Origin of the sequence: Bauldia sp. (genome assembly GCA_037200845.1) — a bacterium.
In the GTDB taxonomy this organism is placed as follows: Bacteria; Pseudomonadota; Alphaproteobacteria; order Rhizobiales; family Kaistiaceae; genus DASZQY01.
In genome coordinates this window covers 2,065,552-2,078,983 of record JBBCGQ010000001.1, presented here as the reverse complement: position 1 = coordinate 2,078,983, position 13,432 = coordinate 2,065,552, and the positions used below count along the sequence as shown (strand labels likewise).

General features: G+C 68.2%; 11 protein-coding genes and 1 tRNA gene. 8 read left to right on the top strand and 4 right to left on the bottom strand.

Annotation, left to right across the window (positions count from 1 at the left end; translation table 11 throughout):
- Positions 1–31: 31 nt before the first annotated feature.
- Genes WDM94_10185 through WDM94_10175 form a run of 3 tightly spaced genes read left to right on the top strand, consistent with a single transcriptional unit; the run spans position 32 to position 3,728 of the window.
- A complete protein-coding gene (locus WDM94_10185; GenBank protein ID MEJ0012973.1) occupies positions 32–1,942 on the top strand; it encodes a TonB-dependent receptor in 1,911 nt (636 codons plus the stop codon).
- Positions 1,930–2,949, top strand: coding sequence for an iron ABC transporter permease (locus tag WDM94_10180; GenBank protein ID MEJ0012972.1), 1,020 nt, complete (start codon positions 1,930–1,932; stop codon positions 2,947–2,949). Before WDM94_10185 ends, WDM94_10180 begins: the two co-directional genes overlap by 13 nt.
- Positions 2,946–3,728: an ABC transporter ATP-binding protein gene (locus tag WDM94_10175; protein MEJ0012971.1), complete on the top strand. Its 783-nt coding sequence runs from the start codon at positions 2,946–2,948 to the stop codon at positions 3,726–3,728. Before WDM94_10180 ends, WDM94_10175 begins: the two co-directional genes overlap by 4 nt.
- Here WDM94_10175 and cobD read toward each other — a convergent pair.
- Together cobD and WDM94_10165 are read right to left on the bottom strand one after the other, a co-directional pair.
- Positions 3,712–4,674: a threonine-phosphate decarboxylase CobD gene (gene cobD / locus WDM94_10170; GenBank protein MEJ0012970.1), complete on the bottom strand. Its 963-nt coding sequence runs from the start codon at positions 4,672–4,674 to the stop codon at positions 3,712–3,714. The two genes, WDM94_10175 and cobD, sit on opposite strands and share 17 nt — an antisense overlap.
- Before the next feature lie 20 nt (positions 4,675–4,694).
- Positions 4,695–4,768: transfer RNA gene (locus tag WDM94_10165), tRNA-Cys, on the bottom strand.
- Positions 4,769–4,893: 125 nt separating this feature from the next.
- Here WDM94_10165 and WDM94_10160 point away from each other — a divergent pair.
- The 5 genes from WDM94_10160 to WDM94_10140 all read left to right on the top strand — a co-directional run bounded on the left by WDM94_10160 (position 4,894) and on the right by WDM94_10140 (position 11,284).
- Entirely contained in the window at positions 4,894–5,562 is a 669-nt protein-coding gene (locus WDM94_10160) for a protein-L-isoaspartate O-methyltransferase (protein MEJ0012969.1), read from the top strand.
- Between the two features lie 303 nt (positions 5,563–5,865).
- Positions 5,866–7,137, top strand: coding sequence for a TolC family outer membrane protein (locus WDM94_10155; protein MEJ0012968.1), 1,272 nt, complete (start codon positions 5,866–5,868; stop codon positions 7,135–7,137).
- A gap of 150 nt (positions 7,138–7,287) precedes the next feature.
- Positions 7,288–7,968, top strand: coding sequence for a DUF2497 domain-containing protein (locus WDM94_10150; protein MEJ0012967.1), 681 nt, complete (start codon positions 7,288–7,290; stop codon positions 7,966–7,968).
- Between the two features lie 87 nt (positions 7,969–8,055).
- Entirely contained in the window at positions 8,056–10,854 is a 2,799-nt protein-coding gene (locus WDM94_10145) for a valine--tRNA ligase (GenBank protein ID MEJ0012966.1), read from the top strand.
- Positions 10,855–11,041: 187 nt separating this feature from the next.
- Positions 11,042–11,284 carry a hypothetical protein gene (locus WDM94_10140; GenBank protein MEJ0012965.1) on the top strand — a complete coding sequence of 81 codons (243 nt, stop codon included), beginning with the start codon at positions 11,042–11,044 and terminating at the stop codon, positions 11,282–11,284.
- A gap of 63 nt (positions 11,285–11,347) precedes the next feature.
- Here WDM94_10140 and WDM94_10135 read toward each other — a convergent pair whose 3' ends face one another.
- Together WDM94_10135 and WDM94_10130 are read right to left on the bottom strand one after the other, a co-directional pair.
- Entirely contained in the window at positions 11,348–11,944 is a 597-nt protein-coding gene (locus WDM94_10135; protein ID MEJ0012964.1) for a DNA-3-methyladenine glycosylase, read from the bottom strand.
- Positions 11,941–13,392 carry a DHA2 family efflux MFS transporter permease subunit gene (locus tag WDM94_10130; protein ID MEJ0012963.1) on the bottom strand — a complete coding sequence of 484 codons (1,452 nt, stop codon included), beginning with the start codon at positions 13,390–13,392 and terminating at the stop codon, positions 11,941–11,943. Before WDM94_10130 ends, WDM94_10135 begins: the two co-directional genes overlap by 4 nt.
- Positions 13,393–13,432 lie beyond the last annotated feature (40 nt).

Here is a 13,432-nt window from a genome sequence, read left to right as displayed (position 1 = left end):
CCAGATCGATCCATACCGGAGATCTGCCATCATGGTCCCTGCCGCCCGGCGCGCCTGCGCCGCGTCTCTCCTCATTCTCGCGACGTCGCCGGCGATGGCGGCGTCTCCGATTCCGGAAATCGTGGTCACCCCGTACTACACGCCGACGCCGCTCGACCGGGTCGGCAGTACCGTGACCGTCATCGGCCGCGATGCCATCGCGCGCACGTCAGCGACGACGGTCGCGGAGGTGCTGCGCACGGTGCCCGGTGTCGCGGTCATCGAGTCGGGAGGGCCGGGCGGCTCGACCGAGGTGCGGCTGCGCGGCGGCGAAACCGGGCACACGGTCGTGCTGATCGACGGCGTGCGGGTCAACGACGCGTCCTCGGCGCGCGGCGATTTCGACTTCACCCTGCTGTCGGTCAACGACGTCGAGCGGATCGAGGTGCTGCGCGGGCCGCAGAGCGCGATCTACGGCTCGGACGCCATGGGCGGCGTGGTCAACATCGTGACGCGGCGGCAGACGGCGAAGTCGTCGCTGACGGCGACCGTCGAGGGCGGGCGCTACGGCACGCTCAACGAAAGTGCGGCCGGCGGCATGACGGCCGGCGACTTTGCGCTGCGCTTCAGCGGCGCACATGCCAAGGCCACCGGCTTCTCGCGTCGGGGAAGTCGCGACGGCAACGAGCCGGACGGGCTCGACCGGTACACGGGCTCGGCCCGTCTCGTCTATGCGCCGGCGAGCGGCCTCAAGGTCGAGCTCGGCGGGACCGCGACGCATGAACTGACCGACTACGATGCGGCGTCGGGTCCCAATCCCAACGATGCGCCGAACACCGCCGAGCGCACCGAGCTCAGCGGCTCGGGCAAGGTGACGCTGCCGGAATGGGACGGTTGGCTCACGCAATCGATTTCGGCGTTCGGTGCGTCGTCGCAGCGCACCAACCGCGAGCCGGGCGGTGCGCCGGAGGTCGCGTCGTTCGCCTCAACCGATGCCGGCGCCGAGTATCAGGCGATCGTCGACCTGAAGGCCGCCGGAACGCTCACGCTCGGCCTCCGGGCGGAGCAGGAGCATGCCGAGAACGTCGCTCCGAGCGTGACCGCATTTCCCGGCTTCGAGCGGACGCGCACGAACTTCGCCGGCTATGTCCAGCACCAGCTCACCGTGTTCGACGCGCTGCACCTGACGTTTGCCGGGCGCTATGACGGCACCGCCGTCGGCGATGGGTTCCTGACCGGCAGGGCAACGGCGGCGTACGAAATCGGCAACTGGGGCACGACGCTGCGCGCCAGCGCCGGCACCGGCGCCAAGCGGCCCACGGCGTACCAGGTCGGCAACAACGCCTACGCGGCGGCGATCGCGCCGCTGGGGGTTGTCGTCAACACGGATCTGAAACCTGAAACCAGCGTGGGATTCGACGCCGGGGTGGAGCAGACGCTGTTCGGCGGCCTGGTCCACGCCTCGGCGACGGCGTTCTACAATCGCTTCCGCAACCTGCTCGGCTTCACGTTTTTTCCGGGCAGCAAGGTCAACGGCTACTACGACAATACCGACCGCGCCGAGTCGTACGGTCTGGAACTCGCGGTCGACACCCAGATCCTTCCGGACGTGCTGACGGCGAGCGCCACCTACACGTGGATGCCGACGCGCAATCTCGTCACGGGGCGGCCGCTGGCGCGGCGGCCGGAGCACAGCGGCTCGTTCACCGTCACCTTCACGCCGGAGCCCGAATGGCAACTGGCGCTCACCGGCACCATCGTCGGCAAGCGCACCAACCTCGGTTCGTCGTCGTCGTTCCTGCCGGCGTACTGGCGGCTCGACGCGTCGGCGTCCTATGCGCTGTCCGACAAGGTGAAGCTGTTCGCCCGCGTCGAAAACGTGACGGACAACGTCTACACCGATCCGATGGGCTACAATGCCGCCGGTCAATCGGCGTATGTTGGCCTGACATGGAACAAGTGACAGCGCGGCGCGACCTTCTGCTCATTGCGGCACTGGTGGTCCTGGTCGCGGCACTGTTCGCGGGCTCGCTCGCCGTGGGTCCCGTCGTCCTGTCGCCCGGCGATGTCGTCGGCGGCCTGTTCGGTCGCGCCGGCGAAGCCGCCAACATCATCGTGCGCGAAATACGCCTGCCGCGCGCCATCCTGTCGGTGATGATCGGCGGCACGCTGGGGCTTTCGGGCGCGGCGCTGCAGGGGCTGCTGCGCAATCCGCTTGCCGCGCCTTCGTTGTTCGGGGCGCCGTCGGCGGCGGCGTTCGGCGCGGTCACGGTCATATCGCTGGGCGTGGTCGATGCGCTGTCCTTTGCGCTGCCGGTGGCGGCCATCGTCGGGGCGCTGGTCTCGGTCGGGTTGCTGATCCTCGTCGCCGGTCCGCGCGCCAGCCTGCTGGTGCTGATCCTCGCCGGCCTTGCGATATCGAGTCTCGCCGGGGCGGGCACGGCGCTGGCGCTCAACCTCGCGCCCAATCCCTTCGCGGCGCTGGAGATCGCGTTCTGGCTGCTCGGGTCGCTGGAGGATCGCAGCATGCGGCACGTATGGATCGCGCTGCCGTTCATGGTCGTCGGCGTCATTCTGCTCTTATGGGACCGCCGCGCCTTCCGCGCGCTGACGCTCGGCGAGGAGGCGGCGGCGAGCCTCGGCTTCGACCTCACGTGGATACGGCTGCGGGTCGTCGCCGGCGTCGCGGCGGCGGTCGGCGCCGGCGTCGCGGTTGCGGGCAGCATCGGGTTCGTCGGGCTGGTGGCGCCGCACCTGATGCGGCCGTTCGTCGGCTACGATCCGGGACGGCTGCTGATCCCGGCGGCGCTGTCGGGCGCGGCGCTGCTGACGGCGTCGGACATCGTCGTGCGTCTCATCCCGTCGCAGGAGGAGATCAAGGTAGGCGTGCTGACCGCGCTCATCGGCGCGCCGTTCTTCATCTTCCTCATCATGCGCCGGCGCTACGACCTCTCGGGGGCGGCGACATGAACGAGGCGGCGCTGGAGGTGAAGGGCCTGTCGGTATCGCTCGGGCGGCGGCCGGTGCTGGCGGACGTCAGCCTCGACATCGCGGCGGGCACGTTCGTCGCGATCGTCGGACCGAACGGCGCCGGCAAGACGACGCTGCTCCGTGCCGTTGCCGGCCTCATTCCGGCAGTCGGCGACATCGCGGTCATGGGCGCGCCGCTCCGGTCGCTGTCGCTGCAGGTTCGCGCCCAGCGCATCGCCTATCTGCCGCAGGGCCATGTCTTCCACTGGCCGCTGGCGGTGGCAGAGGTTGTGGCGCTCGGCCGCCTGCCGCGCGGCGCCGGCGCCGATCTGTCGGCGGCCGACCGCGCCGCGGTCGCCACGGCCATGGCCGAGACCGGCACGACGGAATACGCCGCGCGGCCCGTCACGACATTGTCCGGCGGCGAGCGGGCGCGGGTGGCGATGGCGCGGGTGCTGGCGACCGAGGCGCCGATCATCCTTGCCGACGAGCCGACGGCGTCGCTTGATGCGCGGTACCAGATCGCGGTGATCGAGATGCTGCGGCGGCATGCGCGGAGCTTTGGTGTCGTGGTTGCCGTGCTGCACGATCTTGGGCTTGCCGCGCGCTATGCCGATCGCATCGTCATGCTCGAGGGCGGGCGCATCGTCGCCGACGGGACGCCGCGCGATGTGCTGACGGCGGAGCGGCTGGCGGCGACCTTCGGTGTCCGCGCCGAGGTCGTGGAGATGCACGGCGCGCCGGTGGTGGTGCCGTGGTCGCTTAGCGAACCGCGCTGAGGGCTGCGGCGAGGCGTTCCATCTGCGCCGCGCCGGGAAGGCCGAGGCGCAGCCAGCGCGGATTGTCGGCGAACGCGCGCGTCCACACGCCCTGCGTTGCCAGCGCGCGATGCAGGGCAGGGGCATCGTCCGTCTCGATCAGCACGAACAGATCGGTGCCGCCGACCACGTTGAGGTCGTGCGCGGCGAGCAGCGTCCGGAGCGCCGCGGCTTCCTGTTTCAATTGCGCGCGCATCGCCGTGCGCCAAGCGTCGTCGGCGAGCGCCGCGGTGCCGACGACGATGGCGGGGCCGGACACCGGCCAGTCGCCGAAGCCCGCCGAGATGCGCTCGGCCACGACCTGTGGGGCGGCGACGAAACCCAGCCGGAGGCCGGCGAGGCCGTAAAACTTGCCGAGCGAACGGAGGACGATCGCCTTCATCCCACGCATCGTGGGGATGACGCTCGCCTCGGGCGCGGCATCGGCGAAGGCTTCATCGACGATAAGAAACGGAGCACGCGGCAAATCCTGCGGCGGTGTGATCCGGCCGTCCGGATTGTTCGGGTTGACGATCACCGCCACCGCGGCATCGGTCGGCAGAACCCTGACGTGAGCCGCCTCCGGCCAGACCGCAGCGTAGGTGCCGTAGGTCGGCGACAGGACGGCGACTTTGCCGGGCAGTCCGATTGTCGGCAGCAGTCGGATCGCGGCTTCCGTGCCGGGCACTGCGATCAGGTCGACACCGTCGGGCACGCGGTAGGCGCGGCGTGCGACCGCGAGCAGCGTCAAAAGCGCTTCGCGATCAGGCAGACGTTGCAGTGCTTCCTGCGGGATCGAGGGCGCCGGATACGCGTTCGGGTTGATGCCGGTCGAGAGATCGAGCCAGCCGTTCATCGGCGCGCCGTATATGCGCGTTGCGAAACTGAGGTCGCCGCCGTGGCGCGGTAGAGGCGGGAGCGGTGTCATGTCGCACATTGTGGAGGGACTGGAGGCCTCGCCCGGAGTCGAACCGGGGTAGCAGGATTTGCAGTCCTGTGCATGGCCGCTCTGCCACGAGGCCGTCGAGCGCTGTATAGATGCTAAGCCGCCGGGCGCAAAGGGAATCCGGCAAATTGCTTGTCAGCATACGCCGCCGTCGTTAATTACGGGCGGGCTTGGTCGCCTGTACGGGGAGTAGCGGCAGACATGGACGATTTTTCCGTCGCGCGCATGAAGATGATCGACTCGCAGCTCCGCACCGAAGCTGTGACCGACTACGACATCCTCGCCGTCATGGGGCGCCTTCCGCGCGAGCAGTTCGTGCCGGCGCAACAGCGGGCACTCGCCTATGTCGACACCGACATTCCGATCAAGCCGGCCGGCGACGGCGTGCCGCGCTACCTGATGGAGGCGGCGCCGTTCGCGCGGCTGCTGCAGCTTGCCGAGATCGACAAGGCCGATCTGGTTCTCGATATCGGTTGCGGGTCGGGCTACTCGGCGGCGGTGCTGGGGTCGCTGGCTAATTTCGTCGTGGCGCTCGAATCGGACGCGGAGCTTGCGGCGCTGGCGCGGACGAATCTCGCGGCGGTCGGCATCGACAACGCCAAGGTCGTTTCCGGCGCGCTCGATGCGGGCCATCCGTCGGAGGGTCCCTACGACGTGATCTTCATCGATGGGGCGGTAGAGACTCTGCCGGCGGCGCTGTTCGGCCAGTTGCGCGAAGGCGGACGGCTGGTCGCGGTCATCGGCTACGGCCGCGCCGCGATGGCGACGCTCTACACGAAGTCGGAGAATCAGATCGGCCTGCGCATGGCGTTCAATGCCGACGTGCGGCCGCTGCCCGGTTTCCGCAAGCCGGAAGCCTTCGTCTTCTGAAAATTCGCGTGCCACGATTAAGTCACAGGCCAGCGATTTCCTTGCATCGCGGGCGGCGCGAATCACATCGCGATAAAATTCGGGGAATTAAAAATCGCAAGCGCGTTGTTTGTTTGACCGCGCGGCTTCGCTCTCTACACTCAACAGCATTCGAGTAGAGGCCAGCGGCGCTTTTTGCGGGGCGCCGCACTTCGGGGTTCCAAAGTCTTGGGTCAAACACGCTTTGCGCGTGCGATGGCGCTCGCCATTAGCTGCGCTGCCGTCATAGCCGTATACCCGGCTTCGGCTCAAACCACGGTCGGCGTGGAAACGCTGACGCAGGCGCTCGAATCGGCCTACGTCAACAATCCCACGCTCAACGCGCAACGTGCATCGCTGCGCTCGACCGACGAAGGCGTGCCACAGGCATTGTCCGGCTTCCGCCCGACAGTGACCGGCAGCGGCGACGTCGGCGTGAGCCAGACTGCCGGCGTGGTGCCGCGCGGCCTGTCGCTGACGATCGAGCAGCCGCTCTACGCCGGCAACCGCGTCGTCAACGGCGTCAACATCGCCGAGACGGCGGTGCTGGCCGCGCGCGAGGCGCTGCGCAACTCGGAGCAGACGACGCTGCTCTCCGCCGCGCAGGCGTTCATGAATCTCGTCCAGGCGCAGGCGCTGGTGAATCTGCGCCGCGAGAACACGGACTTTCTCGGCCAGCAGGTGAAAGCGGCGCAGGACAGACTGAACGTCGGCGAAGGCATTCGTACCGACGTGGCGCAGACCGATGCCCGACTCGCGGCCGGCCAGGCCGATCTCAACTCCGCAGTGGCGGCGCTCAACACGGCGATCGCGGTCTACGAGCAGGTGGTTGGCCACCGGCCGAAGAGCCTCGGCGCCGCGAAGCCGATCGACGCGCTGCTGTCCAAGACGCTGAACGCCGCGCTCGCCGACGCGATGACCTCGCATCCGGCGATCCTCACGGCCGGCTACAACATCGATATCGCCGAGTACAACGTGAAGGTTGCGGAAGGCGCGCTGCTGCCGACGCTGTCGGTGTCGGGCACGCTGTCGCACCGGAACGATGCGACCAGCGCCGGCTCGTCGTCCGACTCGGCCTCGGCGGTCGCGCGGCTGAGCGTGCCGCTCTACCAGGGCGGCGAGGCGGCCTCGAAGGTGCGCCAGTCGAAGGAAGCGCTCGGACAGCGGCGCATCGAGCTCGATGCCGCCCGCGATCAGGTGCGGCAGACGGTGATCTCCGCCTGGGGCAGCCTCGATGCGGCGCGGGCGCAGATCCGTGCGGCCGAGTCGCAGGTGTCGGCGGAGAATCTTCTCCTCTCCGGCATCATCGAGCAGCAGAAGGTCGGCCAGCAGACCACGCTCGACGTGCTCAACGCGCAGCAGGAACTGCTCAACGCGCGTGTCGCGCAGGTGAGCGCGCAGCATGACCGCGTCATCGCGTCGTACGCGCTGCTCGCGGCGATCGGCATGCTCAATGCCGAGAAGCTCGGGCTCGACGTGCCGGTCTACGACCCGGTGCAGCACTACACGCAGGTGCGCGACAAGTGGGGCGGGCTGCGCACGCCGGACGGCCGCTAGGCGCGGTGCGCTAGGCGTGGCATGGGCGCCACGTCTTCCATGGGGCCGCTTTCCCGCGCAAAAGTCACAACAACTTTCGCGGAACATGCGCTAGCCTCAAGCAGCTCGAATCAGGCAAGATTCGCTGCAGGATTCGTGGCTGGAACGATGATGGCTTCGGCACCCGGACAGAACGCGACAGTCGAAGAAATCCTGGCGTCCATTCGCCAGGCAATTTCCGACGACGACGCCAAGCGGACCAACGAGCACCTGCGCATCGCGTCCAAGCCGCCGGGCGACAAGAAACCCGTGGCGAGCGTGACCAGCGTGTTCGGCGATAAGAAGGCGGAGCCGGAAGCGGTGGCCGGGCCGATGGTGGCGGAAACCGCGGCGGCGGAGATGGCGTCGGCCGAGGCGCTGGCCGACCAGGAATTCATCGAGCAGGCGATCGAGCAGGCGCTGGACGGCGTGCGGGCGGAGCTCGAAAGCGTGCGGCCCGTCGCCAAGCCCTCGCGCCAGGTCGAGACGCGCGCCGTCGAGGCGCGGGCGGTGGAAGCGGTCGGCGGCGGCCAGCGCGCGGTGCCGCGTGCCGCTCGCGGCGGCCAGCGGCGAGGCGACGCGGCGGCGCCGCCGCGCAAGGCGCTGATGTCGCCGAAGTCGGATGCCACGGTTGCCGCCTCCTTCGAGGATCTCTCCAAGGCGATGCTCAACGGCAATGCGCGCAAGCTCGACGAGGTGGTCGAGGACCTGCTCAGGCCGATGCTGAAGAGCTGGCTGGAGGGCAACCTGCCGCAGATGGTCGAGCGGCTGGTGCGCGAGGAGATCGAGCGGGTTTCGCGCGGGCGGCCCTAGCCGCGGCCGATTGTCCGCCGATTTGTTGACAGTTCACAATCCATCCGATTTACACCTTCCCGGTCAATGACATCCGGGAAGTCTGGCGTGCTCGACAAGACGTACGATGCGGCCGCGGTGGAACCGCGTATCTACAAGACGTGGGAGGAGGCGGGGGTTTTCGCCGCCGGCGCCGGCGCGGAGCCGGGCGCCAAGCCGTACACCATCGTCATTCCGCCGCCGAACGTGACCGGGTCGCTGCATCTCGGCCACGCGCTCGACAACACGATCCAGGACATCCTCATCCGCTTCCAGCGCATGCGCGGGCGCGACGTGCTCTGGCAGGTCGGCACCGACCACGCCGGCATCGCGACGCAGATGGTGGTCGAGCGCCAGATGATGGAGCGGCAGGAGCCGGACCGCCGCACGATCGGGCGCGAGAAGTTCCTGGAGAAGGTGTGGGCGTGGAAGGCGGAGAGCGGCGGCCAGATCATCAACCAGTTGAAGCGGCTGGGCGCCTCGGCCGACTGGAGCCGCGAGCGCTTCACCATGGACGAGGGCCTGTCGAAGGCCGTCGTCAAGGTCTTCATCGATCTCTACCGCGCCGGCCTGATCTACAAGGACAAGCGGCTGGTCAACTGGGACCCGAAGCTGCTCACTGCGATCTCCGACCTCGAGGTGCAGCAGGTCGAGACGCGCGGCAAGCTTTGGCATTTCAAGTACCCGATCGAAGGTGAACAAGGGGCGGCTAGCGCCGAAGGCGCGACAGGGAACGAAAAGACTCCGCGTTTCATCATCGTCGCGACGACGCGGCCGGAGACGATGCTGGGCGACACCGGCGTCGCGGTTAACCCGAACGACGAGCGCTACAAGGAACTCGTCGGCAAGAACGCGGTTCTGCCGCTGGTCGGGCGCAAGCTGAAAATCGTCGCCGACAGCTATGCCGATCCGGAGACGGGATCGGGCGCGGTGAAGATGACGCCGGCGCACGACTTCAACGACTTCGAAGTCGGCAAGCGCCACGGCCTGGCGATGATCAGCGTGCTGGATCCCGAGGGCAAGGTCGCGATCGGCGACAACAAGGATTTCCTCGCCGGCCTTGCCAAGGCGAAGGGCAAGGACGGCGACCCGAAGCTCAAGGCGCTGATCGCCGCGGTCGACGGCAAGGACCGCTTCGAGGCGCGCAAGATCATCGTCGAGCTGATGGAGGCCGAGGGCCTCGTCGACAAGATCGAGGAGCACACGCATTCCGTCCCGCACGGCGACCGCTCCAACGTGCCGATCGAGCCGTACCTGACCGACCAGTGGTACGTCGATGCCAAGACGATGGCCGAGCCGGCGATCGCGGCGGTGCGCGAAGGCAAGACCCGCTTCGTCCCGACGATGTGGGAGAAGACCTACTTCGACTGGATGGAGAACATCCAGCCGTGGTGCATCTCGCGCCAGCTCTGGTGGGGGCACCAGATTCCGGCCTGGTACGGGCCCGACGGCAAGGTGTTCGTCGCGGCGACGGAAGACGAGGCGCAGGCCGAGGCCGACGCCCACTACGGCGCGGCGCCGGCGAAGGGCAAGACCAAGCCGAAGAAGGCGAAGCTGACGCGCGACGAGGACGTGCTCGACACGTGGTTCTCGTCGGCGCTATGGCCGTTCTCGACGCTCGGCTGGCCCGACGAGACGCGCGAGCTCGGGCATTACTATCCGACGTCGACGCTGGTCACCGGCTTCGACATCATCTTCTTCTGGGTCGCCCGCATGATGATGATGGGCATCCATTTCATGAAGGAGGTGCCGTTCCGCGACGTCTACATCCACGCCCTCATCCGCGACGAGAAGGGCGCCAAGATGTCGAAGTCGAAGGGCAACGTCGTGGATCCGCTGGCGCTGATCGACGAATACGGCGCCGACGCGCTGCGCTTCACGCTGACGGCGATGGCGGCGCAGGGCCGCGACATGCGCATCGCGACGTCGCGGGTGGAAAGCTCGCGCAACTTCACGACCAAGCTGTGGAACGCGGCGAAATTTGCCGAGCACTACGAGTGCAAACTCGAGCCGGGTTTCGATCCGGCGACCGCGGCGCTGACGCTGAACCGCTGGATCGCGACCGAGACGACGCGCGCGGTGCGCGCGATCACCGAGGCAATCGAGGCGTACAAGTTCAACGAGGCGGCGAATGCCGCCTATCGCTTCGTCTGGAACCTCACCTGCGACTGGTACCTCGAACTGACCAAGCCGGTGCTGTCCGGCGACGATCCCGGGGCGAAGTCCGAGACACAGGCGACCGTCGCCTGGCTGCTCGACCAGATCGCGGCGATGCTGCATCCAATCATGCCGTTCATCACCGAGGAGCTGTGGGAGAAGGCGGCGCGCGTGGACGCCAGTCCCCGGCCGGCGCTGGCGCTCAGCCCGTGGCCGACGCTCACCTTCGAGGACGCCGCGGCGGCGGACGAGATCAACTGGCTGGTCGAGTTCATCTCGTCGGTGCGCTCGGTGCGCTCGGAGATGAACGTGCCCGCCGGCGCCATGGTCACGCTGTTCGTCGCCGGCGCGACGTTCGGCACCGCGACGCGGCTGCAGACGCATGACGCGCTGATCCGGCGGCTGGCGCGGGTCGAGACGATCAGCCTGGCGCCGACGCCGCAGAAGGGCGCGGTGCAGATCGTCGTCGGCGAGGCGACGGTGTCGATGCCGCTCGCGGGCGTCATCGATCTGGAAGCAGAGCGGGCGCGGCTGTCGAAGGAAGTCGATCGCGTGGCGAAGGAGATCGCCAAGATCGAGGCGAAGCTCGGCAACGAGCAGTTCGTCGCCAAGGCGCGCGAGGACGTCATCGAGGAGCAGCGCGAGCGGCTCACCGAGGCGATGGCGCTGCGCAACAAGACGGCGGCCGCGCTGTCGCGCCTGTCGACCTGACCTTCTTCTTTCCTGTGCACAACGTCGCGGTACCGATTGGTGCCGCGCGGTGACTCATCTATTCTATGGAAGCAATAGTTATGGCTGGTGATGCGGCCGGTAACACTGCTCGGGGGCATGTAGTTCGCTCCCGGCGTTTGTAAGTGTTGTTGGGCTCTGTAAGAGCCGGAGTTTCGAGGGGGCGTTCATGTTGCGTAGAGTCACGACTCTCGCCGCGCTGGATGGCGGGCGGAGTCAGGCGCTGGCAGAGGCCGGCTCGATCCGCCGGCTGCTCGGCATGCCGTTCACCGAAGTCAATCGACACCGTCATTCGCGCAGCAGTGCGTGCACCGCTCTCGCCGGTCTCTCCTGGGATTTCGACCCGCCCGCCACGGTCCGGTACGACGATAAGCCGGCGCCGTTAGATTTGAGCTCAACCCATTACGCCTGAACTGTCCTGACCCGACCCAAAGGGAACGCCGCGGAGGAGCCCATCTCCGCGGCGTTTTCTTTTTCATGTTTTGGCCGACGCCCGGCGTGATGGCGTTTTGGGAAACGGCTTGCTGAGGAATGGCGAGCCGGCGAGGCCGTAGCGCCACGGCAGATCGGCGGCCCTGGTGATGCCGATGCGCACGCCGGTCACGATATCTACCGATGCGGGCCGGGCGTGGAGCGCGAACGGCGGACGATCGAGCGGCAGGCCGCTGTGGCTGATCGTGATGCCGAGTGCCTGGCACAGTTTGCCCGGGCCGGAGCAAAGTTGGCGCAGCTCCGCGACGCCGCGGCGGCGGCGCATCTTTTCGATCCCCTCCACCGGCTCCAGCGCGCGGATAAGCACCGCGCTGGCGCTGCCCTTCGCCTCGCAGACGAAATTCACGCACCAGTGGATGCCGTAAGAGCGATAGACGTAGGCGAAGCCGGGCGGGCCGAACATCACGGCGTTGCGCTCGGTCATGCCGCCGTAGCTGTGCGCCGCGGGGTCGGTGTGGTGGTAGGCCTCGACCTCGACGATCGTCCCGCCGACGCCATCGACCAGCAGCGTCGCGCCGATGAGATCGGGGGCGACGTCGTGGACGCTGCGGGCGAAGAAGGCGCGCGTCAGCCGCTTCATGCCGGCGGCGCCGGCGGCGGATTGCGGCCGGTGACCTCGTCGCCGTCCTGCGGGCGCAACAGGAAGAAGCCCGGAACGGCGAGCAGCGGGATGATCGCCGACATCAGGAAGACGGCGTGGAAATTTTCCGGTGTCAGGCGGGCGCCCTCCGGCGCGACGCTCGCCAGCAGGATCGCGGCGATCGAGACGCCGAAGGAGACGGTGAGCTGCTGCAGCATGGCGCCGAGGCTGGTGGCGCGGCTCAAGCGGGCCGCGGGGATCTCGGCGTAGGCCAGCGTGTTGCTCGACATGAACTGGGTGGCGCGTGTCAGGCCGAAGGCGAAGGTGAGGACGACGATGATCCATTTCGGCGTCGTCGGCTCGAGCAGGGCGAACGACGCCAGCATGACGGAGCCGGCGACCGCGCTCGCCGTCATCGATATGCGAAAGCCCCAGCGGCGGAGCGCGGCGACCGAGATGGCGCGAACCGGGGCGGCGGCCAATGCCGAGACGCAGGTGAGTGCGCCCGACACGATCGGCGTCAGGCCGAAGCCCAGTTGCAGCAACAGCGGCAGCAGGAACGGCAGGCCGTTGAAGCCGATGCGGCAGATGCCGCCGAACAGCGTTGCGATGCGGAAAGCGCGGTCGCGGAACAACGTCAGGTCGACGGCCGGTGCCTTGGCGTTGCGCGCGTAGACGGCGAACGTCACCAGCAGTAACGCGGCGGCGATCAGCACCGCGGCGACCACCGCCGGCGGCACGGTGCCGCGCCCGATGTTCTCCAGCCCGAGCTGCAGCAGCGTGAAGCCGATGCCGACCAGGAGGAAGCCGCGGAAGTCGAAGACGGCCGACGGATCGCCCTCGACGTCATCGACGTAGCGGAGCGCCGCCACCATGCCGGCCAGCGCGAACGGCACGTTGATGAAGAAGATCCAGCGCCACGAGATGTACGTCGTGAAGAAGCCGCCGACGAGCGGCCCGATCAGCGGGCCGACGATCGCCGGATAGGTGACGTAGGCCATCGCCGTGGCGAGGCGCCGGCGCGGGAAGCTGCGGATGAGGATCAGGCGGCCGACCGGCGTCATCATGGCACCGCCGAGGCCCTGGAGCGCGCGCGTCGCGATCAGCATCTCGAAGCTGGAGGCGAGGCCGCAGAGCGTCGAGCCCAGCGCGAAGACGAATAGCGACAGGGCGAAGATGCGGCGCGAGCCGAACCGATCGGCGAGCCAGCCGGAGAGCGGGATGAACATGGCGAGCGCCAGAATGTAGGCGGTGATCGCAAGGTTGAGGTGGATCGGCGTCGTGCCGAGGCTGACAGCCATCGCCGGCAGCGCCGTGACGATCACCGTCGCGTCGAGCTGCTCGATCAGGAAGGCAACCGCGACGATCGCCGGGATGATGAGGCGCAGATGCGGGTGGCGTTCGGTGGCGAACGTCGGCGGTTCCGGCGGTAGGTCCGGATTGGACATGGCGGGCGAAACGGGCTTCGAGCCGTCGCGCGGGCGACTC

Coding starts and splice junctions, on each gene's coding strand:
- WDM94_10185 (MEJ0012973.1), top strand. CDS start 32: ATGGTCCCTGCCGCCCGGCGCGCCTGCGCCGCGTCTCTCCTCATTCTC.
- WDM94_10180 (MEJ0012972.1), top strand. CDS start 1,930: ATGGAACAAGTGACAGCGCGGCGCGACCTTCTGCTCATTGCGGCACTG.
- WDM94_10175 (MEJ0012971.1), top strand. CDS start 2,946: ATGAACGAGGCGGCGCTGGAGGTGAAGGGCCTGTCGGTATCGCTCGGG.
- cobD (MEJ0012970.1), bottom strand. CDS start 4,674: ATGACACCGCTCCCGCCTCTACCGCGCCACGGCGGCGACCTCAGTTTC.
- WDM94_10160 (MEJ0012969.1), top strand. CDS start 4,894: ATGGACGATTTTTCCGTCGCGCGCATGAAGATGATCGACTCGCAGCTC.
- WDM94_10150 (MEJ0012967.1), top strand. CDS start 7,288: ATGGCTTCGGCACCCGGACAGAACGCGACAGTCGAAGAAATCCTGGCG.
- WDM94_10140 (MEJ0012965.1), top strand. CDS start 11,042: ATGTTGCGTAGAGTCACGACTCTCGCCGCGCTGGATGGCGGGCGGAGT.
- WDM94_10135 (MEJ0012964.1), bottom strand. CDS start 11,944: ATGAAGCGGCTGACGCGCGCCTTCTTCGCCCGCAGCGTCCACGACGTC.
- WDM94_10130 (MEJ0012963.1), bottom strand. CDS start 13,392: ATGTCCAATCCGGACCTACCGCCGGAACCGCCGACGTTCGCCACCGAA.